The following is a 24,871-nucleotide window of genomic DNA, read 5'->3' on the forward strand; positions in this document are numbered from 1 at the left end:
TGAATGCTGAGTACTGAACTCGAAGACTTCCTCGACGAGACGGGGAACATCGCTTTCACCGAGGAAGCGACGCTGGTCGACTACGTCGAGCAGAACGTTCGCGAGCAGGCCGACACGCTGGCCTACCGCTTCATCGACTACAGCCGCGAACGCGACGGCGAACCGCAGGACCTGACCTGGTCGCAGTTCGGCAAGCGACTCCGTGCCGTCGCAGCACGTCTGCAACAGGTGACGAAGCCGGGCGACCGGGTCGCCATCCTGGCGCCGCAGTCGCTCGAGTACGTCATCGGGTTCTTCGCCGCGCTGTACGCGAGCAACGTCGCGGTGCCCCTGTTCTCGCCCGACGAGCCCGGTCACACCGACCGCCTGCACGCCGTCCTCGGCGACTGCAAGCCCACGGCGATCCTCACCTCCACCAAGTCCGCCGAGGCCGTGCGCGACTTCTTCGCGCCGCTGCCGGCCAAGGAGCGTCCGCGCGTCATCGCCGTCGACGCCGTGCCCGATTCGGTCGGTTCGAGCTGGGTCGCACCGGTCGCCGGTCAGGACCACAACATCGACACCGTGGCCTACCTGCAGTACACCTCGGGGTCGACGCGCGTCCCGGCCGGTGTGGAGATCACCTACCAGGCGGTCGCCGCCAACGTGCTGCAGATCTCCGACACCATCGGGATCGACCGCAAGGCCCGCGGCGTCACCTGGCTGCCGATGTTCCACGACATGGGCCTGCTGACCGTGATCCTGCCCGCGCTCGGCGGCCGCTACATCACCATCATGAGCCCGCAGGCGTTCGTGCGCCGCCCCGGCCGCTGGATCAGGGAGCTCGCCGCCGCGGCCGACGGCGCGGAGACCTTCGCCGCCGCCCCCAACTTCGCCTTCGAGCACGCCGCCGCGCGCGGCCTGCCGAAGGAGGGCGAAGAGCTCGACCTGTCGAACGTGATCGGTCTGATCAACGGCTCCGAGCCGGTGACCGTCAGCTCGATGAAGAAGTTCAACGAGGCGTTCAGCCCGTACGGCCTGCCGAAGACGGCGATCAAGCCCTGCTACGGCATGGCCGAGGCGACGCTGTTCGTGTCGGCGACGCAGCGCGAGAACGAGGCGAAGGTCGTCTATGTCGACCGCGACGACCTCAACGCGGGACGGTTCACCCTCGTCGACGCCGATGCACCCAACGCGGTCGCCCAGGTGTCGTGCGGTCAGGTGGCCGTCAGCCAGTGGGCCACGATCGTCGACGCCGAGACCGCAACCGAACAGCCCGACGGTCATGTCGGGGAGATCTGGCTGCACGGGCTCAACATCGGCGCGGGGTACTGGAACAAGCCCGAGGAGACCGAGGAGACGTTCCGCAACAAGCTGGTCAACCCGTTGTCGGCGGACAGCCACTCCGAGGGTGCGCCGGCCGACGCGATGTGGATGCGCACCGGCGACTTCGGGGTGTGGCTCGACGGCGAGCTCTACATCACCGGCCGCGTCAAGGACCTCGTGATCGTCGACGGCCGCAACCACTACCCGCAGGACCTCGAGTACAGCGCGCAGGAGGCCAGCAACGCGTTGCGTCCCGGCTTCGTCGCGGCGTTCTCGGTACCGGCCAACCAGTTGCCGGCCGAGGTGTTCGAGTTCGCCGGCAGCGGGATCAAGCCCGACGCCGACGACGCCTCGGAGCAGTTGGTCATCGTCGCCGAGCGCGGGCCGGGCCGCAAGGCCGACCCGCAGGAGGTCGCCGACACCGTCCGCGCCGCCATCGCCCAGCGTCACGGCGTCATGTCCCGCGACGTCCTCCTCGTCCCGGCCGGATCGATCCCGCGCACGTCGTCGGGCAAGATCGCGCGCCGTGCGACGCGTGCCGCCTACATCGACGGCAGCCTTCGCGGCGGCTACAAGCAGACGGCGTTCCCGGACACGGAGTAGCGACCGGAAGAACCGGGGCGGGGGAGAGTGCGCCGAGTTGCCGCGCCCGCGCTCCCGGCGGGCTCATAATGCACCCGGCACCAGTTCAGGTGCCCCTAGATCAGTAGTCTGGAAGCGATGTCTGAACTGAATACCGACGAGCCGCGCAACGACGATCTCCCGGCCGTCGGGACCGACGGCGAGACCGTGGGTGATCTCACGGTCGACCAGCTGCGTGACTGGCTACGCGACTGGGTCTCCCAGGCGACCGGGCTGCCCGTGGAGCAGATCGCCGTCGACCGGCCGATGGAGGAGCTCGGACTCTCCTCGCGCGATGCGGTGGCCCTGGCCGCCGACGTCGAGGACAAGACGGGCGTCATCCTGACGGCGACGGTGGTCTACAACCACCCGACGATCGCCACGCTCGCGCAGCGGATCATCGAGGGCGATCCCGACGAGGGCGTCGACGGTGACGCCGAGACCTTCTGGCGGCGCGACCGCAGCGCCGACGACGACATCGCGATCGTCGGCCTGTCCACGCGCTTCCCCAAGTCGGGCTCCACCCCGGAGTCGACGTGGGAGGCACTGATCGCCGGTGTCGACGGTGTCTCGGATCTGCCCGACGACCGGTGGAGCGAGTTCCGTTCCGACCCCCGGCTCGTGGAGATCCTCGAGTCGGCGAACACCAAGGGCGGCTACCTCGACGACGTCCGCACCTTCGACGCCGACTTCTTCCAGATGAGTCCGCGCGAGGTCGAGATGGTCGACCCGCAGCAGCGCCTCGCGCTCGAGCTGACGTGGGAGGCGCTCGAGCACGCCCACATCCCGCCGAGCGACCTCAAGGGCGCACCGGTGGGTGTCTTCATCGGGTCGTCGACCAACGACTACCAGCTGCTGGCGACCCTCGGGCTCAGCGAGGGTGCCGAGGACACGGCTGCCTATGCGCTGACCGGGACCTCGACGGCGATCGTCGCCAACCGGGTGTCCTACTTCTACGACTTCCGCGGCCCCTCGATCGCGCTGGACACCGCGTGCTCGTCGTCGTTGGTGGCCGTCCACCAGGCCGTCCGCAGCCTGCGCACCGGCGAGTCCGACATCGCGCTCGCCGGCGGCGTCAACATGATCATCAACCCCGCGGCGACCCTCGGGTTCGACAAGATCGGCGCTCAGGCCGCCGACGGGCACGTGAAGGCGTTCTCGGCCGACGCGGACGGGTTCATCCGTGCCGAGGGCGGCGGTCTGTTCGTCCTGAAGCGGATGTCCGATGCGCGCCGCGACGGCGACGACGTCCTGGCCGTCATCGCCGGGTCGGCCGTCAACAGCGATGGCCGGTCCAACGGTCTGCCCGCGCCGAACCCCGAGGCGCAGGTCGACGTGCTGCGCGATGCCTACGCCGACGCCGCGATCGACCCGCGCACCGTCGACTACGTGGAAGCGCACGGCACCGGGACCATCCTCGGTGACCCGATCGAGGCCGACGCTCTCGGCCGCGTGGTGGGTCGTGGGCGACTCCCCGGCTCGCCGATGCTGCTCGGATCGGTCAAGACCAACTACGGCCACATGGAATCCGCGGCAGGCGCGGGCGCGCTGGCCAAGGTCGTGCTCGCGATGCAGCACGGCACCATCCCGGCGTCGTTGAACTACAGCGGGCCCAACCCGTACATCCAGTTCGACGCCAACAACCTGAAGGTGATCCCGGAGGCCACCGAATGGCCGCGCTACTCCGGCCATGCCGTCGCCGGTGTCTCCGGATTCGGTTTCGGTGGCACGAACGCCCATGTCGTGGTGCGCGAGGTGCGGCCCGACGACCTCGAACCGGCGTCCGGGCCGGCCGGTGACGCGAGCGCGTCCGAGTTGCCCGCATCGGCGTCGCTCGGCGACGAACCCGATCTCGACGACGACGATGTCTACCTCACCGAGGCCGAGCGCGCCGTGCTCGCCGCGCAGGCGAAGAACATCGATCCGGTGATCGAGGAGACCGCGCCGGATTCGGCCGCCGGCTTCGCGCCGTGCGCGGTCGAGGGTTCGATTGTGCCGCTGGTGATTTCCGGCTTCCTACCGTCGCGTCGGCGAAAGACCGCCGCGGACCTGCTCGAGTGGCTGGAGTCCGAGGCGGGACGGTCGACGCCGCTCGCCGACATCGGCCGGTCGCTGGCACACCGCAACCATGGTCGTTCACGCGCCGTCGTCATGGCGCGCACGCTCGACGACGCGATCACCGGCGTCCGGGCGGTGGCCGAGGGCAAGAGCAATCCGCTTGTCTACTCGTCGGATTCGCCCGATGCCGCCTCCGCCGTCTGGCTGCTGTCGGGTTTCGGTTCGCAGCACCGCAAGATGGCCAAGCAGCTCTACACCGAGAATCCGATCTTCGCCAAGTACGTCGACCGCGTCGACGAGTTGGTCCAGAACGAGCTCGGGTACTCGATCGCGGAGATGTTCGTCGACGACGAGCAGACCTACGGCATCGAACAGAGCCAGGTCGGCATCTACACGATCCAGGTCGCGCTCGCCGACACCCTGCGTCACCACGGCGCCGAACCCGGTGTGCTCGTGCCGCATTCGATGGGTGAGGCCTCGGCCGCGTACATCAGTGGCGGGTTGTCGCTCGAGGATGCGACGCGTGTCATCTGCCAGCGTTCGCGGCTGATGGGCGAGGGCGAGTCGATGCTGCAGGGCGACGACATCCGTCTCATGGCGCTCGTCGAGTACAGCGCCGACGACATCAACGACGTCCTCGTCGACTACCCCGACCTCGAGATCTGCGTCTATGCCGCTCCGACCCACACCGTCATCGGAGGTCCGGAGTCGCAGGTCGACGCGATCGTCGAGCGTGCCGAGGCCGAGGGCAAGCTCGGGCGCAAGCTGGCCACCAAGGGTGCCAGCCACACGTCGCAGATGGACCCGCTCCTCGGCGAACTCGCCTACGAGCTCACCGGCATCACGCCGCTGCGTCCCACGACCGGTTTCTACAGCTCGGTCGACCGCGAGGTCTTCTACCGGGCCGGTCACGAGCCGGTCCACACCATCGAGTACTTCACCAAGGGTCTGCGCCACAGCGTGTGGTTCAGCCAGGCGATCGCGAAGTCGGTGGAGAACGGCCACCGCACCTTCCTGGAGCTGTCGCCGAACCCGGCCGTCCTGATCTCCGTTGCGGCCGTGACCTTCTCGGCCGGTCTCCACGACGCCGAGCTCATCGAGACGCTGCGTCGCAAGGAGGACGAGAGCTACGGCCTCGTCAACGCCCTGCTGAAGCTGTACGTGCACGGCCATCCGGTCGACGTCGCGTCGCTGTTCGGTACCGGCGACTACGCAGCCATCCCGCGGACCCGGTTCGAGCGCAAGGAGTTCTGGCTCACCGCCAAGATCTCGTCGGGTGGCTCGGCGGGGACGGTCCCCGGGTCGCACGTCGCGCTCCCCGACGGCCGTCATGCCTGGGAGGTCAACGCCGCGGCGGTGACCGATCCGCGTGAACTCGTGCGGGCCGCGGCGGCGCAGGTGCTGACCAATGCCGGCGTGGGTGCCTCGGTCGCGCACGGTGAGATCCCGGACTCGGGAACCCTCACGACGACGCTCAGCCCGCACCCCGGCGGCGCCGCGGTGACCGTGCACGCGAAGGCGGACAAGAACTTCCGCTTGCTGTTCGAGGCCGCGGTGACGGGCGATCTCGACGACGCGGCCGGTGCGGTCACGCAGGCACCTGCCGCGGAGAAACCCTCGGGCGCCGAGGTGTTCGCCGACGACACGGTGGTCGTCGAGGACGACGTCGTGGACGACATCGGCAACCGTTGGAGTCCCGAATCCGGTGAGACCGTGGGTGATCGGCTCGCGATCATCGTCGGTGAATCCATGGGTTACGACCCCGAGGACCTGCCGCGCGAGATCCCGCTCATCGAGCTGGGTCTCGACTCGCTGATGGCGGTGCGGATCAAGAACCGCGTCGAGTACGAGTTCGACATCCCCCAGCTCCAGCTGCAGGCGATGCGGCAGGCCAATCTCGCCGACGTGCAGAAGTTCGTGGAGTTCGCGGTCACGCATCGCGACCAGCTCGACGACCTCGCGCAGAACGCCACCGCGGGCGGTGAACTCGACACAGCGGCACTCAACGCCTACATCGACGAGCAGAACGCCAAGGGCGGCGACTCGGCGGCCCCCGCGCCGGCAGATCAGTCCGATGAGACCGGCGAGCAGTCGCCGGAGCCGAAGCGGCACATCGCCGAGGACCTGGCCGACGTCGAGAAGGCGGTCGCGAACTCGCCCGAACCCGAGATGCCGGCCAATGAGGCGACGGCTCCCGCCGCAGCCCCGAAGCCCGCGACCGACATCACGTCGCAGCGGGCCGTGGCCGAGGCCGCGGGTTCTGATGTGCCGCCCCGCGATGCGGCCGAGCGTCTGACCTTCGGCACCTACGCGGTCGTGACCAAGAAGTCCGCGGGCGGCATCTTCAACAAGTTGCCGGTCCTGTCCGAAGACGTGGCGCAGCAGCTCACCGATCGGCTCAACGAGCGCACGGGCGGCGACATCGACGTCGAGGACATCCTGGACTCGGAGACGATCGAGGAGATGTCGAGCTACGTGCGCGACCACCTCGACGCCGGGGCGTCGACCGACGGGTTCCTGCGCTACCTGCGCCTGGTTCCCGAGGGCAAGAAGGTCTATGACCCCGCCGCCGGCGATCCCACCCCGATCCTGCTGTTCCACCCGGCGGGCGGCAACACCTCGTCCTACGAGGCGCTGCTCAAGCGGCTCCCCGAGAGTCAGCCGGTGATCGGTTTCGACCGCGGGGTCGAGGGGTCGATCGAAGACCGTGTGCGCGAATACATCCCGCGCCTGCGCGAGTTGCAGCCACACGGCCCGTACGTCGTCGTCGGTTGGTCCTTCGGCGGCGCGCTGGCCTACGGCGTCGCACAGATCCTCCGCGAAGCCGGCGAGGAGGTCGCCTTCGTCGGCCTCATCGACGTGGTGCGGCCCCGCGAGGACATGACCGAGACCCCCGACACCAAGCGGGCCCGTCTCGAGCGCTGGAAAGAGTTCGCGATCCGCAACTACGACCTCGATCCCGATGTGCCGATCCCCATGGACCGGCTCGTCGAGGCCGACGACGAGGGGCAGTTCGCGATCATCATGGAGATGATGTCGATGTCGGGCACCAAGATCCCCGGCGGCATCATCGAGCACCAGCGGACGTCGTTCATCGAGAACCGTGTGCTGAGCAGCATCGCGCCCGAGCCCTACGACGGCAAGGTCGTCCTGTACCGCGCCGACAGGATGCACGCGGGCGCAGTCGAACTCGAGCCGCAGTGGGCCGAGATCGACGAGGACGGCCGGTGGGGCGAGGTCGTCGACGACCTGGAGATCATCCACATCGGCGGCGATCACCTCTCGATCGTCGACGAGCCGTACATCGCCAAGATCGGTGCGGATCTCGCCGACCGGGTCGCCCGGCTGGGGAAGTAGAAAGAAGGACCGTGACTGACACCACCGCAGGCAAGCTCGCCGACCTCCGCCAGAAGCTGGAGGCAGCTCGCGAACCGGGAGGGGAGAAGGCGCTCGCGAAGCGCGCCGCGAAGGGAATCTGTTCTCCGCGTGAGCGTTTGAACATGCTCTTCGATCCCGGCACCTTCGTCGAGATCGGTGCCCTCGCCAAGATGCCCGGCGCTGCGGAGAGCGGTTACGGCGACGGCGTGGTCACCGGCCACGGCCTCGTGCACGGCCGCCCGGTCGCCGCGTTCTCCCACGACCAGACCGTCTTCGGCGGCACCGTGGGAGAGATGTTCGGCCGCAAGGTCGCGTCGCTCATGGAGTGGGCCGGCCGGATCGGTTGCCCGATGGTCGGTATCAACGACTCGGCCGGCGCCCGTATCCAGGACGCGGTCACCTCGTTGGCCTGGTACGCCGAGATGGGACGCCGCAACGACCTGCTGTCGGGTCTCGCCCCGCAGGTGTCGGTGATCCTCGGCAAGTGTGCAGGCGGCGCGGTGTACACCCCCGCCAACACCGACATCCTGGTCGCGGTCGAGGACAAGTCGTACATGTTCGTCACCGGACCCGATGTCCTCAAGCAGGTCAACGGCGAGGAGATCTCCGCCGAGGACCTCGGCAGCGCGCACAACCAGGCCCGGTGGGGCAACATCCATCACGTCGCCCCCGACGAGAAGGCGGCATTCGACTGGGTGCGCGAGTACCTGCAGTACATGCCGTCGAGCGCCTACGAGCGTCCGCCGGTGATCAATCCGGGCCTCGAGCCGGAGATCACCGAGTCGGACCTGTCGCTCAACGACTTCATGCCCGACAACGACAATGCCGGGTACGACATGCACGACATCATCATCAAGCTCTTCGACGACGGCGCCTTCCACGAGGTCGGAGAGCTGTTCGCGCCCAACATCATCACCGGGTACGCGCGCGTCGACGGCCGTTCGGTGGGTGTGGTGGCCAATCAGCCGAGCGTGATGTCGGGTGTGCTCGACACCGACTCGTCGGAGAAGGCCACGCGGTTCGTGCGTATCTGCAACGCCTTCAGCATCCCGCTCGTGTTCCTGGTGGACACCCCGGGAATCCTCCCCGGTCTCGCCGAGGAGCAGAAGGGCACCATCCGCCGCTCCGGTCGGTTCCTGTACGCCTATGTCGAGGCCGACGTCCCCAAGGTGACCGTGGTGCTGCGCAAGGCCTATGGCGGCGCGTACGCGGTCATGGGCAGCAAGCACCTGGGCGCCGACATCAACTTCGCCTGGCCCACGGCGAAGATCGCGGTCATGGGCGCCGAGTCGGCCGCAGCCGTGCTGACCCGCCGTCAGACCGAAGGCCTTTCGGCCGCCGAGGCCGACAAGGTGCGTCGTGAGTTCATCGACTTCTACAACACGATGATGGCCACCCCGTACCTGGCCGCCGAGCGCGGATACGTCGACGCGGTCATCGAACCGGCCCAGACCCGGTTGCAGCTCCGCAAGGCGCTGGCGCAGCTGCGCGACAAGGAGGTCCTCAAGACCCCGCGCAAGCACTTCCTCATGCCGATCTAGATCGGCCAGGGGCAGACCCACCTCGAATGGACAGACGCACCGCCCGAAAGGCGGTGCGTCTGTCCATCTCTGGTGGGTGTGGCCACGCGCGCGACGCGCGTCGTCAGTTCTTGACCGCCCGCATGGGCCCAGGGGTCCAGAGCCCGTTGTGGGTGTCGGTGGTGATCGTCAGCTCGGCGTCGGTCTGCGGCAGGATCGGCGTGAGACCCTGGAGCATGCCCCAGTCCTTCGCCCAGTCGTTGCGCAGGTACGAGGGGTAGACGCGCGGCCGCAGTTCGTTCTCGATGATCCCGAGCGGACCCCCGGAGTCGCCGGCCATCCAGCGCTGGGAGTTCACCCGCTCGCCCTCACGGTCCGGGGAGATCCGCCATTCCGGCGTCTCGAGCACCCCGTACTTGACCTGGGCGGGCCGCTGACACGGGAAGGCCAGCCCGGCCTCCCAGTCGATGAGGACCGGATCCTCACTGCCCACCAGGGAATCGAGGGTCACCATCGAGGTCACCCGCGGCGGGGTCAGTGCGAGCCACTGGTCCCGCTGCGTCGAGGTGTCCTCGGCGAGCACGCGCACGACCGTCGCGCCGGGCGGCGCCTGATCCAGTGGGAACCGCAGGTTGCGCCACTCCGGTGCGCCGCCGATGTCGAGCGGCGTCATCTGGCCGGCGGGTGTCACCGCACCATCGGGCCCGACACGTCCGAACTGCAGGCGCACACGCTGACCGGGCCGCACGACGGCCAGGTCGTCGATGTACTCGACCTGACCGGCCACCGACATCGTGACCAGCGGCTGCGCGTCGGTCCGGTTCGCGGGCAGCTGATACCAGTCGGAGGTCAGCCTGCCGGTGCCGGTGGGCGAGTTGTAGGTACCGAGAACAGGCGTCTCGCCGGGGGACAGTCCGAACGGCAGCTTCACCGTCGAGCCGTTGACGCCGGCCTGCGATGTCTGTCCGCCGCTGGTGTCGCTCGACCCGGTGGCGGTCTCGGCGTCCGAGCCGCTGCTGTCGTCGGTCGGATCGGTCTGCGTGCGGTCGACCTCCGCGGTCGAGGTTCCCGTCGACGAGTTCCCCCCCGACTCCTCCTCGGTCTCCTCGGACAGGTCCGAGGCGACACCGTTGGGATCGAACCCGACCATTCCCATGCCGGCGAGCGCCGATCCCGGTGACAGATTGTCCTGACCGGCAACACGTGCGGGCGCCAGCAGCCCGGTGGTGGGGTCGCTCTCCACCAGCACGGCGTCGGCCAGGGCGCACGGCTGACCCTGCAGTGCGTTCACGTTGGAACTCAGCCATGACCACGAGTTGCGTTGCGTCCAGTCCGCTTTGGCGAACGACACGAGCGTGAACAGCAGCATGATGGTCGATACGACGATGATCGACGGGCTGCGAAGGCGGGTGAAGACCGAATGCGACGCACCCGCGCGGACCGCGTCGTCGACGTAGTCGTCACGGAAGTGTTGCCACAGACCCAGGATCGTCAAGGCCACCGCGACGGCCAGGATGCCCGTCCACAGCGGTATTCCCTTGACGTCGGGAACGGCGTCGCGCCATGGGATTCCGTAACTCCCGACGTACCACCACTGATTGCGTCCGGAGAACGCCAGGGCCAGCACATAGGCGCACGCGGCGGCGAACAGCGTCCGATTGCGCCTGCGCCGCATGATGGTCCGGTCGGCACACGCGGTGGCGACGGCGGCGAGCGCACCGCCGATGGCGGCGTACACACCGAGCTGGTGAGTCCACTTGGTCGGCAGGAAGGCCATCAGAACCACAGAACCGGCGACCATGGCGACGAGCCGCCACGTCGGTCCGGTGGCGATCCCGGGCAGCCGGCGCCGGTTGAGGAGCATGACCACGACCAGGATGAAGCACGTGAACACGATGAGAATCCCGAAGCGACGGGCGATGCCGCCGTCGGCGGTCGGGTTCATCAGCATGTAGTAGCGCATCGGCTCTTCCCACCACTTGTTGGTGGGACCGACCTGCCCGTTCACCGACACCGCCTCGAGGATCGGCGCGAGCGGTTGGTCGGCGAAGATCTCGAACATCACCGCCAGCCCGGCGGCCAGGATCGGCAGGAGCAGCGGCCACAGCCCATCGCGTCTGCGGCGCACCGCCAACCGCTTGATCAGCGGACGGATACCGGCGACGAGGGCTATCGCCGCGATCACACCCGTGGGGTGGATGGTCAGCGTGAACGCGGCCGAGATGATGCCCACCGTCAGCGGGAAGAAGCGACCCGTGGCGATCGCGCGTTCGACACAGACCCAGGTGAACAGCGCCCCCAGCGCGATGAGCGGTTCGACGCGCAGCCCGTTGTTGTAGGGCATCCAGGCGGCGAGGAAGACCAGTGCGGCGGCCCACATCGCCGGGGTCGACTCGCGAACCGCCCGACCGAGACGCGGGATGGCCGCCCTGCTGATCAACCACCACGACGCCAACGCGAACATGAAGGGCAGCAGGCGCAACCACGGTGTGGCGGTGCTGATCTCCATCCACGCCGACAGATAGTGGTAGTGCCAGCCGAACGGATCCTGCGGGACGCCGAAGTAGCGGTAGTAGTTGTCCAGATAGCCTGCCTCGGAGGCGATTCGCCCAACCGTCACCTGATAGCCGTCATCGGCCGTGTTGCCGCCGACGAACAACCAGATCAGCAGTACGAGGGCGACGACGCCGTCGACCGGACGTACCCGCCACCAACCGGCGGGGAAGAGCTTGTGATGCCCGCGCGCGTCGCGGGCATCGAGTACCGCGAGCGCGATGAGCGACAGCAGGGTCGAGGCCACGCCGAGCACCAGCAGCCAGAACTTGAGAGTGGTGGGCGTGGAGACGAATCGGGTGTCGATGGTCGACCGGAACGACAATCCGTCGGTGCTGACATTCGCCGGCAGGCTCGAGTAGACCCCGATGATCTGCGGACGCGCGTTGGGATCCTTCAGGTCGAAGGCGTGCAGGACGCCCTCGCCGTCGGGTGCCCCCTGGATCGACCCACGGGTGCCGTCGGTGTCGGCCTCGACGACGATCCGGCAGTCCGGTGAGGCCTGGGCGGCGGCACGGGGAGTGTTGAGCAGCACCACGTTTCGCTGCACGACCTGCAGCGAGTCGGATGTCGCGCGAACGAAGAGACCCACCTTGCTCGCCTCGGCGCCCCCTTCGGGCACCGTCGACAGCAGGACGCCACCCGATGCCGGCAGTGCGGCCCCGAGTGCGCAGGGGACGCTGACGTCCATCGACACCGGCACGAACGAGACGTTCGGTGCCGCGACGTTCGCCACCGAACCCTGCTGCGGCCACGACAGTTCGGCCTTGGTGTAGTCGACCGGCAGGAACGGGCTCAGCAGGGCGACCAGGATGCCGACGACACCCGCAGCCATCGCGACGATGCGCGCGGTGCCGGCGTGGCGTTCGGCGAAGCTCCCCGGCGAGGCCTGGCCCTCGCGATCTCGAACGGTGTCACTGCCGTGCACGGCATCACTGGTGTCAGTCATCTTCGGGCACCACCCTGATCGGGCCGGGTCGGGACCATCCCCATGTGGTCTCGTCACCGGTCATCACGTCCGCCGGCCGGGCCTGCGGCACCAGCGGGTTGAGTCGCTGTAGGTTGCCCCACTCGCGATACCAGTCGTTGTCGAGGTATGTGGCCATCGTCGACGGCCGGGTCAGCGCCTCCACCGTCGACAGGAGTCCGCCGTCCTCGGCGGCCATCCAGGTCTTGGACTGCGAGTTGGCGATCCACGACTCCGGGAGAATCCGCCAGTCCGGGATGTCGAAGACACCCGCGTGCGCGGTCATCGGTCGTTGGCATGGGAACACTGCGCCGGCGGCGAAGTCGATGAGGACGGGATCAGTGGAGCCGACCACGTCCTGCAGGGTCTCGAGCACCGGCGCGCGCGGCGGTGTGACGGCGAGCCACTGGTCGGGGTCGAGGTTGTTGTCCCGCGCGACGATGCGCATCGTGGTCGCGTCGGCGGGCACGCGGTCCATGGGGATGCGGAGGTTGCGCCACGGGCGGTTCGTGCGTTCGGCGTCGATCGGGATGGCCGGTGCTCCGACCTGGACGAACTCCGATTCGCCTGCGCCACCGCGGACTTCGCGGCCGAACTGGACTTCGAGGGACTGTCCGAAGATCGGGACCCCGTCCCGGTCGAGACTGAACACGGCACCGGCGGCGGTGATGACGATCAGCGGCGACGAGTCGCGCGCCGGGAGGCGGTACCAGCCGGTCGTGAGAGTCGCCTGGCCGGTGGATGTCTCGTTGCTGCCCAGCACCGGAGTCGTGGCCGGGTCGAGGCCGAAGGGGAGGGCGGCGGTGCTGCCGTTGACGCCGCGGGGCCCCGTACCGCCGGTCGTGCCGGGATTGGAGCCGTAGACGATGAAGGTCTTCGACAGGTCGGCCGAGGTGTTCATCGCGCCCGGCTTCTGCGCGCCGGCCTGCGGTGTGAGATCGGCTCGCACGCCTTCCGGGGTGAAGCCGACGGACTCGCCCTCGAGCGTGTCCGACGCCGATCCGCCGTTCGCGGGCGCGAGCATTCCCTGATTCGGATCCGGTTCGACGAGAACGGAATCGGCCATCGCGCAGGTGTTGCCGCGCGCCGCGTCCAAGTTGGCCGACAGCATCGTGAAGGTGTCCGTACGACCGGCCGCCGCCTTGGCGAAGACCGCGAGCTCGCACACGACGATGAGCACGGCGATCACCGCGATGGGTGCGGACGCGACACCGATCCGCCACCCGGCGGGGGCTTGGCCCCGGTCGTGCGCGAGGCCGGTCTCGTCGACGAAGTCCATGCGCAGGTGTTGCCAGATCGCGAACACGAGGGCGACGACCGCGAGCGCGAGGAGAACCGTCGACACCTGTAGACCGGCGATCACCGGCGCCTTGTCGAACCACGCGATGCCGAAGTTGTAGGGCCACGGCCACGCGTTCTTGCCGGCCGCTGCGGCTGCACAGGCCACCAGCAGGCCCGCGACGAGGATCGACAGGTTGCGCAGCGTCCGTCGTGCGGCCTGCCCGATGGCCACGCAGGCCACGGCCGCCAGTGCCGCACCGAGTCCCGCGAAGATGCCGAACTGGATCGTCCACTTGGTCGGCGTGAACGACAGCAGCAGGATCGTCAAGAGCGAGGCACCCAGCACCCGCCACAGCGCGCCGGGGTCGAGTCCGTCGATCCGCTTGCGCCGCAGCATGATGGCCAGGACCACGAACATCGAGACGGCGAACAGCAACACCGGGATACGCCGTGCCAGTGCGCCATCGGTGGTGTTGACCGCCAGGAAGTAGTACCGGAGCAGCTCTTGGTACCACGCGAGTGTCGGGCCGACCGAGTACCGGACCCGGAGCGCTTCGAACACCGTGGCCAGGGTCTGATCGCGGAAGACGATGATCACCACCAGGGCGAGGCCTGCGGTGAGAGGGGCGAGCAGGGGCAGCACCCCGTCCTCGGTGCGGCGCCGGATAAGGATGCGCATCATCGGCCGCGCACCGGCGATCAGCAGCGCGACGGCGACGATCCCGTGCGGGGCGAGTGCCAGGGTGAGCGCGGCGGTGAATGCGGCGAGCACCGCGGGGAGCATCCGCCGGGTCGACACCGTGACCTCCACGGCCCACCAGGTCAGGAGCGTTCCGAGGACGATGATGCCCTCGCTGCGCAGGCCCGAGGCCATCGGCAGCCAGAACGCGAGGAAGACCGCGGCGGCGGTGAGCATCGCCCACTGTGACCGTCGGAGGGCGCCGCCCAGGCGGGGCAACAGCACCCGGCTCAGGATGAACCAGGCGGCCAGTCCCGCGAGCAGCGACGGCAGACGCATCCACAGGCCGGTCGTCGAGATCGTCGACCAGTAGGCGAGGAAGCTGTAGTACCAGTCGAACGGCGCCTCGGGGATGCCGTAGAAGCGGTAGTAGTCGGCGAGATACCCGGCGTCGGCGGCATTGCGACCCATGTTGAGGATGTAGCCGTCGTCGGGAGAGCCGGCGCCCAGGAACTGCCAGATCACCAGCGTCAACGTGACGCCGATGTCGGTGGGGCCGGGGCGAAGCACCGTGCGCCACCGCAGCCGACGGCCGACCCGGCGGTGATAACCGTGGATCCGGTCGAGCCGTCCGACCGCCACGAGAGCGACGATGGCCGCGATGACGCCGACGATCATCACGATCCACTTGAGTGCGGTGGGCGATGAGTCGAACCGGTCGTCGATCTCGATCCGGACGTCGAGGCCGGGGGCCGGACGCACCTGTTCGGTCGTCAGGTCGGTGAAGATCCCTGCGATCTGCGGATTCGACGCCGGCTCGGCGCGTCCGACGTCGCCGCCGCCTGCTGCGGCCGGTCCCGGCGCCAGGCCGGCGAACTGCGCGCCGGTGACCGCCGCGTCGGAGAAGATGCGCAACTCGGTACAACCGGTGAGCGCGTCACGCGGGGCCGAGGCGAGGGTCTTGTTGCGGTTGGTGACGGTGACGCCTGCGGCGTCGGCGACGACGAACAGGCCGGTGTCGCGCGCTTTCGATGCGGCTGCGGGCATCGTCGACAGGACGACGGTGGTCGCGTCGTCGGGGGTGGCGGCCAGTACGCGGCACGGGATGGAGATCGCGACGTCGCGGGCGGTCTGCGCGACCAGGGGGGCCGTGACCGACGCCGATGAGCCGGCCGCCTGCTGCTGCGGCCACGTGATCGCCGCGGTGGACGTGCTGACCGGGAGGAAAGGGGTCAGAATCCCGGCCGCGACGGCGACGAGACCGGCGACCGCGGCCACGAGGGCGACGGTGCGGGATCGGGGTCCGCCGGGCGCGCGCTGCGCAGCGGCTTCGGCGGTGGTGTCGGCGTTGCCAGCGGACACTTCAGGCGACTTCGGCACAGGCGCATCGTAGTCAGGCATGCTGTGACAAACCCAAATCCCCTGACAGCCCAAATCCCCTGACCGGATCTCGTAGCAGCAATGCGCGCCATGTGCGCGTTGCCGCTACGGAACGTCGCACCCGAGTGGGATCAGGCGAAGCGCATCAGGATCGAGTGGACGGCCTGGGTGACGGTCATGCGGTCGTAGGTCTGCACGAACTCGAAGGTGCGCTCGAGATCGGGGCCCGCATCGTGCTGGTCCCGGGCGGAGAGCAGGGCCGCGAAGTGCGGGCCGAGGACCGCGACATTCCACTCGTTGATGAGATCGTCGGACTCGTCGAGCGGGGCCCGGTGGACGTTGCCGTCGCGCACGTCGGGCAGCCCGACGCCGTACACCCCGGCGAGGCCGGTCTTGTCCGACATCTCGCGCCAGCGGGTGGCGGTGCGCTCGGTGAAGTGCTCGGCGAACTGGAAGGTACCGAGGACGATCGCGGCGCCTCCGATCGCGGCCTGCTCTTCGAGTGCCTTGCTCATCTCGATGAGGAGGCGCTTGTTGCCCAGGCGGGGGGCGATCGAGGTGGAGGCGATCCGGTACGGCGTCGACTTGTCGGGGCCGGGGGTGGTCCAGACCGGCATGTCCGGCAGGGGCACGACGGCGCGGCTGGCCAGCACCGCCGGATCGGTCACGGCCGGGTAGAGGTCGCCGATGCCGAATGCGGCGCCCATGGTCTGGGCGGTGATGCGGCGGGCCTCGTCGTCGACGCCCTCGGCGATCACGACGGCGTGACTGCGCTCGGTGTGCGCGGCCAGGGCATGCGCGAGGTGGGCGGCGTCGATTCCGGTGTGCGGGGCCAGGAGTTCGGAACCGGTGATGATGATGTCGGGTTCGACGAGGGAGAGCAGTGTCGCCGCGTGTTCGCTGCGGACCAGGCCGTCGACGCAGATGATCTTCCCGGCCGCGCGGGCTCGGGCGACCCTGGCGAGGGTGCGTTGCGGACTGCGCTCGACGGCGTCGGGGAGGATCACCATGACGTGGCGTTCCAAGGTGCGCGCGGTCTCGTCGTCGAGGTTGTCGATGAGATCGAGGTCGAGAGAGACCAGGAGCGGCAGGATCTTGGCGAGCGACTGCGCTCGCGGTGAGGTGGCCATCTGGCGCTTGCGCTCGTCGAGGACCGGATGTTCTTCGACGAGCCGGGCTGCGCGCTTGAGCGCTGCCGCGGTGGCGAGACGGGTCCCGGCGGGCCCACGGAGCTGCAGTTCGACGGCGGCGAGAGCGCCGTCGGACAGCCGGCATACCGGCGCGAACTGCATGTGGAGCTCCAGATCGTCGAACAGGGTGAATGATCGCGCCTCGGACACACGTGCCTCCCCGTCGGGAGCGAAAGCCCCGATCGATCTGATGGACGCGCTTGCTTCACATCCTGCTCACACGGCATTACGCCTGTGGCCAGCGTAACAAACTCCGGTGTCCGGACATGGTGCAGCAGCCGCCGGTCCCTGAGGTACCAAGCGGCTCAACGCTGTTCAGATGTGTCCTCTGCGCGAGGGGCGGGTGGTGAGGGCGGTGGCGTCTCCGCGGGGTAGTAGGGGTGGAAGAGGTGTTACCGCGGTCGCGACCAAGCGGGGCGGGAGGTCGCGACCGCGGTTCCGGGGCGGGTCAGGGGGTGTGGCGACCCGCTACTCGGTTCTGAGGGGTGCCGGGTCAGCGGGCGGCGTCGGCTGCTTCCTTCTCCCCGCTGGCACCTGCGTGGGTCAGCTCACCGGTGTAGCTCTCCAGGTGAGCGCGGACGAACCACTGGAACTTCTCGAGTTCGGCGGTCTGTCCGATGAGGATGTCCTCTGTGATGGGGTCGATGTCGCCGATCTTCGAGATCCCGTCGCGATGCGAGGTGATGAAGCCGTCGTAGACCAGGTCGAGGGCGCCCAGATGAGCCTGTGCGGTGTCGCGTCCGATGGAGTAGTCGCTCCACGAGCGGTCCTGCTCGATGGCCTTGGCGGTGCCCTTGGGCGACGCGCCGAGGGTGGCGATGCGCTCGGCGATGGTGTCGGCGTATCCGCGGACGAGCTCGACCTGCGGGTCGATCATCTCGTGGACGCCGATGAAGTTGGCGCCGACGACGTTCCAGTGGATGTGCTTGAGGGTGAGGTGCAGGTCGTTCAGCGCGCTGAGACGCTCCTGCAGGATGCCGGCGACCTCGTCGGCGGCTTCATTGCTGAGTCCTGGTGCGGTGAATTTCGGCATACTTCGACGCTAGGCCCGCTGCGCCGGGGTGACGAGGACGTAGGGGCATGAGTGACGGAACCGAGACGGCAGGTCACAGTGCGGTAACGAACGCCTGCCGAGGTGTTTGCCACGCCGACCCGCGGGAACCGTAACCGCAGGTCGGCGTGGGTGCACTCGTATGTGCCGAATCGTTGCTCAGTATCCGCTCGACCGCATCGGAGCGGGGTCGTAGAGCCCGGAACGCCGAGCTGTTCCGAGGTCGAGTTCGGCCGGCGGTGCCGGGATGATCTCGGTGAAACGCTGCAGCCCGCCCCAGTCCCGGCCCCAGTTGTTGCGCAGATACGTCGGCAGCAGTGTCGGACGCAGCATGGCCTCGGTGATCCCGAGCGGCCCGCCGGCGGTCCCCGACATCCACGTCTGGCTGTTCTTCCGGGTGGCCTCGGCGTCGGGCATGATCCGCCACTGCGGTACCTCGAGGACGCCGTTGCGGACCTTCATCGGCTGCTGACACGGGAACACCATGCCGGGCAGCCAGTCGATGAAGACCGGATCGGTCTGACCGACCACGTCGTTCAGGGTGGCCAGCGTGCTCACGCGCGGCGGCGTCACCGCCACCCACTCCGACGGCGCTGCCGCGGTGTCTGCGACCAGGACCCGGACCACCGTCGCCCGGGGCGGTGCGTCGGCGAGCGGGAAACGCAGGTTGCGCCAGGTCGGGGTCTCGCCGATGTCGATCGGAGACATCTGGCCCACCGGCGTCACGCGACCGTCCGCGCCGGTCCGGCCGAACTGGACGGTGACCTTCTGGCCCGCATGGACCACTCCGATCCCGTCGACGGCCTCCACCGATCCCGCGACCGCCATGGTCAGCAGCGGCGCGTCATCGGAGCGTTCGGGCAACTGATACCAGTCCGACGTCAGCGATCCCGTACCCGACGGTGAGCCGTAACTGCCCAGCACCGGGGTGACCGCGGGGTCGAGTCCGAACGGCAGACGGACCGTCGATCCGTTGATCCCGCGAGCGCCCTGCCCGCCTTCGGTACCGCCCTGTGCCGACGAGCTGTCACCGGATTCGTCTGCGCCCGCACCGGTCTGGGCGCTGTTCTGCGCGCCGGAGGTACTCGACGACTCGGTGCTCTCGGTCGCGTCGACGGACAGCTTGTCCGGAACGCCGTTGGGTGTGAACCCGGTGTCGTCCGTGCCGGCGAGCGCGGCCGCGAGACCGGGAGCGGGCCTGCCGTCGACGGCGGCGGGCCGCAGGAGTCCGGCAGTGGGGTCGGCTTCGACGAGGACGTCGTTGGCCAGGCCGCACGAGTTGCCGGTCAGCGCGCGTGCGTTGGACTTCATCCACGACCACGAATCGCGTTGTTCATAGGCGCCTTTCGCGAAGGACGCGACCATGAACACCACCATCAGGCCCGAGATGACCGGCAGCGGTGAGAACTTCAGCTTCGAATACCACTTGTCGCTCCCGCGGGTGCGGGTCTGCTCGTCGACGAAGTCGTCGCGGAAGTGGAACCACAGCCCGGCCAGCGCGGTGGCCACGGCGGCGACGAGGATCAGCCAGGCGATCGTGATGCCACCCACCGTGGGCGGGCGGTCCCACCAGGGCACGCCGTAGCTGCCGACGAACCACCATCCGTTGGTGCCGGCGAACGAGATCCCGGTGATGGCGAGTACGGCCGCGGCGAAGAAGCTGCGATTGCGCCGGGAACGCAGCACCGCCGGTGCCATCATGGCCCCGGCCGCGGCGGCGAGACCCGCCGCGATGCCGGCGTACACGCCGAAATGGTGGGTCCACTTGGTCGGGGTGAACGCGATGAAGAACATGGTGCCGAGGGTGACCGCGACGAGTCGCCAGATCGGTGCTCGCGCAATGCCGTTCGGGTGTTCGCGCCGCAGGAGTCGGAAGAGTACGACGAACAGGCACAGGATCATCGCCAGGACGCCGAAGCGTCGTGCGAGCGTGCCGTCGGCGGTGGGCAGGATCAGGTAGTAGTACCGGATCGGCTCCTGCCACCACTCGAGTGTCGGGCCCACATCGGAGGCCACCTTGTTCCCCGCGATGAGCGGTGCGAGCGGTTGATCGGCGAAGATCTGGAACAGTACGGCGGTGCCCGCGGCCAGGATCGGCGCCAGCATCGGCAGCAGGCCGTCACGCGACCGCCGTGAGACCAGTGTCTTCACGATCGGGCGGATGCCGGCGAGCAGGGCGGCGACTGCCATCAGGCCGCCGGGAGCGAGTGCGAGGGTGAACGCTGCCGTCACGACCGCGATGGCGTAGGGCAGCAGGCGGCGGGTGGCGATGGCTCGCTCGACGCAGCACCAGGTCAGCAGGGCGCCCACGGCCTCCGCGGGCTCCGGGCGTAGACCGTTGTTGAACGGGAGCCAGATCGCGAGGAAGACGAACGCGGCCGACCACACCGCGGGGGTGCTGTGCCGGACCGTCCGACCCAGACGCGGGATCACCTCGCGGCTGATCAGCCACCAGCCGAGCAGTCCGAGCAGGAACGCCGGTAGTCGCATGAACGGTGCGGCGACGCTGATCTCGGTCATCGCCGAGATCACCTGGAAGTGCCAGCCGAACGGGTCCTGGGGCACGCCGAAGTAGCGGAAGTAGTTGTCGGCGTATCCGGCGTCGCCGGTGATCCGTCCGACGGTGAAGTTGTACCCGTCGTCGGAGGTGTTGGCCCCGGCGAACCACCAGAAGGCGAGGATCGCGAACACCGCGACGTCGGGCGGTCGGATCGTGAACCATCCGGCGGGCAGGAATCGCTTGTGGCTGCGACCGTCCCGGCGATCGAGCAGACCCAGAGCGATCAGCGACACGATCGTCATGACGATCCCCAGGACGATCGCGGCGAGCTTGAGCGCCGTCGGTGTGGAGACATAACGCGTATCGATGGTCGCCCGCAGCGACAGGCCGTTCTGCGAGACGTCACCGGGGAGGTCGCTGTAGACGCCGACGATCTGCGGGCGCATCTCATGGTCGGGCAGGGAGAAGCTATAGGTGCCACCGGAGTCCGCGGTCGGCTCGGGCAAACCCTCGAAGCGGCCGCTGACGCCCTCGCCGTCGGCATGCAGAACGATGCGGCACTCCGGGTTCGACTGCACGGCAGCCCGGTCGGCGCTCAGGAGCGCGACGTTGCGGTCGGTCAGGGTGACGCTGTCGGCGGTGGCGCGCACGAACAGACCGCGGGCTCCCGCGTCCTGGCCGCCCTCCGGCGTCGTCGACAGCAGGACGCCGCCCGAGGAGGGCAGGCGTGCGGCGAGCGTGCACGGGACCGACATGTCCATGTCGATCGGCACGAACGAGACCAGTGGTGCGGCCACATCGGAGACGTCTGAACCCTGGGGCCAGCGGAGTTCCGCGGTCGACTGGTCGACGGGGAGCAGCGGGGTGAGGATCGCCAGCAGGAAGCCGAGGAGACCGGTGATCGTCGCGACGACCTTGGGTGCGGGCCGGCGCGACGCGGGCTTCGTCGCCTGCTCTGCGGTGCGAACGGCCGCCGCGCCGGTGTTCTCGCTCGCGTCGGCGTTGTGGGACTCACTCATCGGATTGGGGCTCCACCCTGATCGAGCCGGTCCGTGACCAGCCCCATTGCGTCGTCTCTGCCGTGTCGATCCGTGCGCCGGGTGCCCCCGGCGCCAGCGGGGTCAGCCGTTCCAGCGCGCCCCAGTCCCGGACCCAGTCGTCCCTCAGATACGTCGACACCGCCTGCGCCGACGTCGTCGCCTCCGAAATCCCCAGCAGACCGCCGTCGACGCCGGCCTGCCAGGTCTTGGACTGCGAGTTGGTCAACGGGTAGTCGCCGAGAATGCGCCACTGCGGCACCTGCGCGACGCCGTGGGAGATGCCCAGCGGGCGTTGGCACGGGAAGTGCGCGGCCACCCCGAAGTCGACGAGGGTGGGCGCCGTCGAGCCGACGACCTCCTGGAGGGTCTGCATCCGGGGGGCTCGCGGCGGGGTGATCCCGATGAACTGCTTGTCGCCGAGGTTGTTGTCCTGCAACGACAGTCGCATCACCGTCGCCCGGGGCGGTGCGGCGGCCATCGGGACGCGCATGTTCCGCCACGGCATGTTGAGGATGACCGGTCCGGGATCGATGGGCAGGACGTCGGGGCCGGCCTGCTCGAAGGAGCCGTCGGGTCCCGGACGCCCGAACTGCACGACCAGCTTCTGCCCGAAGTTGCGTACCCCGAAGGTGTCGACGGTGGACACCGCACCCGCGGTGCTGAACACGAGCAGCGGTGACGCGGCGCGGTCGGCGGGTAGGTCGTACCAACCGGTCGTCAGACGCGCCTCGCCCGGGTATCCGTAGCTGCCCAGGACCGGGGTGGTGGCGGGGTCGAGACCGAAGGGCAGCTTGACGTTCGACCCGTTGACGGTCTCCGGGCCACGGCCTCCGGTGGTTCCGGCGCCGAGTCCGCCGGTGATCGCGAAGGGCCGGGCCATGCTCGCCGAGACGTTCATCTGACCGGGGCGCTGGCTGCCGGGCTCGGGTTGCAGGTCGTCGGGAATGCCGTTGGGCGAGAAGCCCACCGGGTCCTGTCCGCGGAGTGCGTCGCCGATGCTCGTACCCCCGGCAGGCGTCAGCATGCCCGCGTTGGGGTCCGGTTCCACGAGGACGTCGTCGGCGAGCCCGCAGCTGCCGCCGCGCATGGTGTCGAGGTTCTCGGCCAGCGCGGTCGACGCCGGATGCCGGGTGACGGCCGCCTTCACGAAGAGCAACAACTCGACCACGACGAGCAGACCGGCGATGATCGCGAGCGGGGACGAGGCGAGGAAGAGCCTGCGGCGATCGGCCCGGGTTTCGCCGGGGCCGGTGTCGACGTGTGCGAGACCGCGATTGGTCACGTAGTCCAGGCGCAGGTGTTGCCACACCGCGAAGGCGGCGGCGATCACGGCGAGGATGAGGAACAGGGTCGAGGCCTGGAAGCCGGCGATCACCGGGGCCCGGTCGAACCACGAGATGCCGTACTCGTAGAGGAAGGGCCACGAGTTGTACCCGGCCATGGCCGCGGCCATCGCGAACAGCAGGCCGGACACGAAGACCGTCAGGTTGCGGGCCGAGCGTGCGGCCGACTGGGCGACCGCGACCGTCGCCGCCGCGGTGATCGCCGCGGCCAGTCCCGCGAGCACACCGAACTGGATGGTCCACTTGGTCGGGGTGAACGCGAACAGCAGGAGGGTGACCCCGACCGCGCCGACGAGACGCCACACCGGTCCCGGATCGACGCCGCGAATCCGCGTGCGGCGCAGCATGACCGCGACGGTCACGAACAGTCCGGCGAGGAGCAGCAACAGCGGGACGCGCCTGGTGAGTGCGCCGTCGTCGGTCGTCACGGAGATGAAGTAGTAGCGCAGGAACTCCTGATGCCAGGAGATGACCGGGCCGATCGTGTAGCGCATCTTGATCGCCTCGAGGACCGTCGCGAGGGTCTGGTCGCGGAACACCACGACCAGCACGACCATCCCGGCGGCGGCGATGGGTGCGACGAGTGCCGCCGTCGCCGTCCAGGGCGATCCGCCGAGCCGATTCCGGCGATCGATGAGGACGTGCAGCAACGAGCGGGCCGCCACCAGCAGGATGGCCACACCGATCACGCCGTGCGGGGCGAGGGCGAGGGTGAACCCGGCGAGCAGTGCGGCGAGTGCGGCGGGCACCAATCGCCTTGTGGCGATGGCATTCTCGGCGGCCCACCAGGTGAGCACCGAGCCGAGAACGATGATGCCCTCGCTGCGCAGCCCGCTGCAGAACGGCAGCCAGAACGCGGTGAAGGTCATCGCGGCGGCCCACGTCGCCCACGAGCTGCGGCGTACGGCCGGCCCCAGGCGGGGCAACAGCACGCGGCTGAGGACGAACCACGACGCCAGTCCGGCGAGGAGCGGGGGGATGTGCATCCACAGAAGAGACGGCGACACCGACGACCACGTCGCGAGGAAGCTGTAGTACCAGTCGAACGGTGCTTCGGGGATGCCGTAGAAGCGGTAGTAGTTGGCCAGGTAGCCGAACCCGTCGGCGGTGCGGCCCATGTTGAGGATGTAACCGTCGTCGGGCGATCCGGCGCCGAGGAGGTTCCAGACGATCAGGATGGCGGTGACGACGAGGTCGGTGGACCGGGGCTTGAGGGAGTGCCACCACGCCCGGCCCCGCGTACCGATGCGGCGGTGGTACCCGCCGCGATGGTCGAGGACACCGAGTGCGATGACGGCGACGATCACCGCGACCACGCCCAGCGCCATCACGATGATCTTCAGGATCGACGGTGAGGACTCATAGCGGTTGTCGATGCTCACCCGCACCTGCATGCCCGCGGCCGCGGCGGCCCTGGCCTGCTCGGGGTCGAGGTTGCTGAAGATGCCGTCGACCTGAGGTCGACGATCGGGGTCCAGTGTCGTCGGCTCGCCGAGGCCCACGAAGTGTGCCCCCGGTCCGGTGGGTGCGGAGAAGATGCGCAGTTCGCGGCAGCGGGTCAGATCGGCGCGGGGTGCGGTGGCGGCGACGGAGTTGCGGAATGTGACCGTGACGGCCGCGTCGCTGGAGGTGACCCAGAGGGCTGATGACTTGGACTTCGGTGCGTTGGTGGGCATGGTCGCCAGCACCACCCCGGTGGGTGCGGCGGCCAGCGTCGCGCACGGGATACGGGCATCGAGGGTCTGTGGTGTCTGGGCGATCAGGGGGGCCATCACCGACGACGTGTCGGTCCCGAGATCCTGGCCCGCGGGCCAGTCGAAGGACGCGTCGACGGCCTTGACCGGAAGCAGCGGAGTGAGCGCGCAGAGCACGATGCCGAGGAGGCCGGCCACGACGGCCACCAGTCGGACGGTGCCCGTCGCGATCCCGGTCGACGCTCCCGACGACGAAGGCCCGGCGGAATCTTCGGCAGAGGTCGGGGCTGTCACAGGCACGGTGCCTCATCGTA

General features: G+C 68.9%; 9 protein-coding genes. 3 read left to right on the forward strand and 6 right to left on the reverse strand.

Annotated elements, in window-relative coordinates; genetic code table 11:
* The first annotated feature begins 3 nt into the window (after positions 1 to 3).
* The 3 genes from fadD32 (at position 4) to MAY35_RS08965 (ending at position 8,900) form a co-directional block, all read left to right on the forward strand.
* Positions 4 to 1,905 carry a long-chain-fatty-acid--AMP ligase FadD32 gene (gene fadD32 / locus MAY35_RS08955; RefSeq protein ID WP_238420861.1) on the forward strand — a complete coding sequence of 634 codons (1,902 nt, stop codon included), beginning with the start codon at positions 4 to 6 and terminating at the stop codon, positions 1,903 to 1,905.
* A gap of 117 nt (positions 1,906 to 2,022) precedes the next feature.
* A complete protein-coding gene (pks13, locus tag MAY35_RS08960) occupies positions 2,023 to 7,338 on the forward strand; it encodes a polyketide synthase Pks13 (RefSeq protein WP_238420864.1) in 5,316 nt (1,771 codons plus the stop codon).
* An 11-nt stretch (positions 7,339 to 7,349) separates the two neighbouring features.
* Positions 7,350 to 8,900 (forward strand): acyl-CoA carboxylase subunit beta, encoded by a 1,551-nt coding sequence (locus tag MAY35_RS08965; protein ID WP_238420866.1) that lies wholly within the window; start codon positions 7,350 to 7,352, stop codon positions 8,898 to 8,900.
* A 103-nt stretch (positions 8,901 to 9,003) separates the two neighbouring features.
* On the opposite strand, the gene MAY35_RS08970 is transcribed toward MAY35_RS08965, so the two are convergent.
* From MAY35_RS08970 to MAY35_RS08995, 6 genes are all read right to left on the reverse strand, one after another.
* Positions 9,004 to 12,381, reverse strand: a complete 3,378-nt coding sequence (locus MAY35_RS08970) for an arabinosyltransferase domain-containing protein (protein WP_374237935.1) — start codon at positions 12,379 to 12,381, stop codon at positions 9,004 to 9,006.
* Entirely contained in the window at positions 12,374 to 15,760 is a 3,387-nt protein-coding gene (locus tag MAY35_RS08975) for an arabinosyltransferase domain-containing protein (RefSeq protein WP_238420868.1), read from the reverse strand. The genes MAY35_RS08970 and MAY35_RS08975 overlap by 8 nt, the downstream gene beginning before the upstream one ends.
* A gap of 110 nt (positions 15,761 to 15,870) precedes the next feature.
* Positions 15,871 to 17,079 (reverse strand): DICT sensory domain-containing protein, encoded by a 1,209-nt coding sequence (locus MAY35_RS08980; protein ID WP_238420870.1) that lies wholly within the window; start codon positions 17,077 to 17,079, stop codon positions 15,871 to 15,873.
* A 343-nt stretch (positions 17,080 to 17,422) separates the two neighbouring features.
* A complete protein-coding gene (locus MAY35_RS08985; RefSeq protein ID WP_004018737.1) occupies positions 17,423 to 17,962 on the reverse strand; it encodes a Dps family protein in 540 nt (179 codons plus the stop codon).
* 177 nt (positions 17,963 to 18,139) lie between these two features.
* The gene (locus MAY35_RS08990; RefSeq protein WP_238420872.1) at positions 18,140 to 21,499 is read right to left on the reverse strand and encodes an arabinosyltransferase domain-containing protein; all 3,360 of its coding nucleotides are present in this window, start codon (positions 21,497 to 21,499) and stop codon (positions 18,140 to 18,142) included.
* Positions 21,492 to 24,857 (reverse strand): arabinosyltransferase domain-containing protein, encoded by a 3,366-nt coding sequence (locus tag MAY35_RS08995; protein WP_238420874.1) that lies wholly within the window; start codon positions 24,855 to 24,857, stop codon positions 21,492 to 21,494. The genes MAY35_RS08990 and MAY35_RS08995 overlap by 8 nt, the downstream gene beginning before the upstream one ends.
* Positions 24,858 to 24,871 lie beyond the last annotated feature (14 nt).

It is taken from the genome of Gordonia sp. 'Campus', from assembly GCF_022206305.1.
Classification (GTDB): Bacteria; Actinomycetota; Actinomycetes; order Mycobacteriales; family Mycobacteriaceae; genus Gordonia.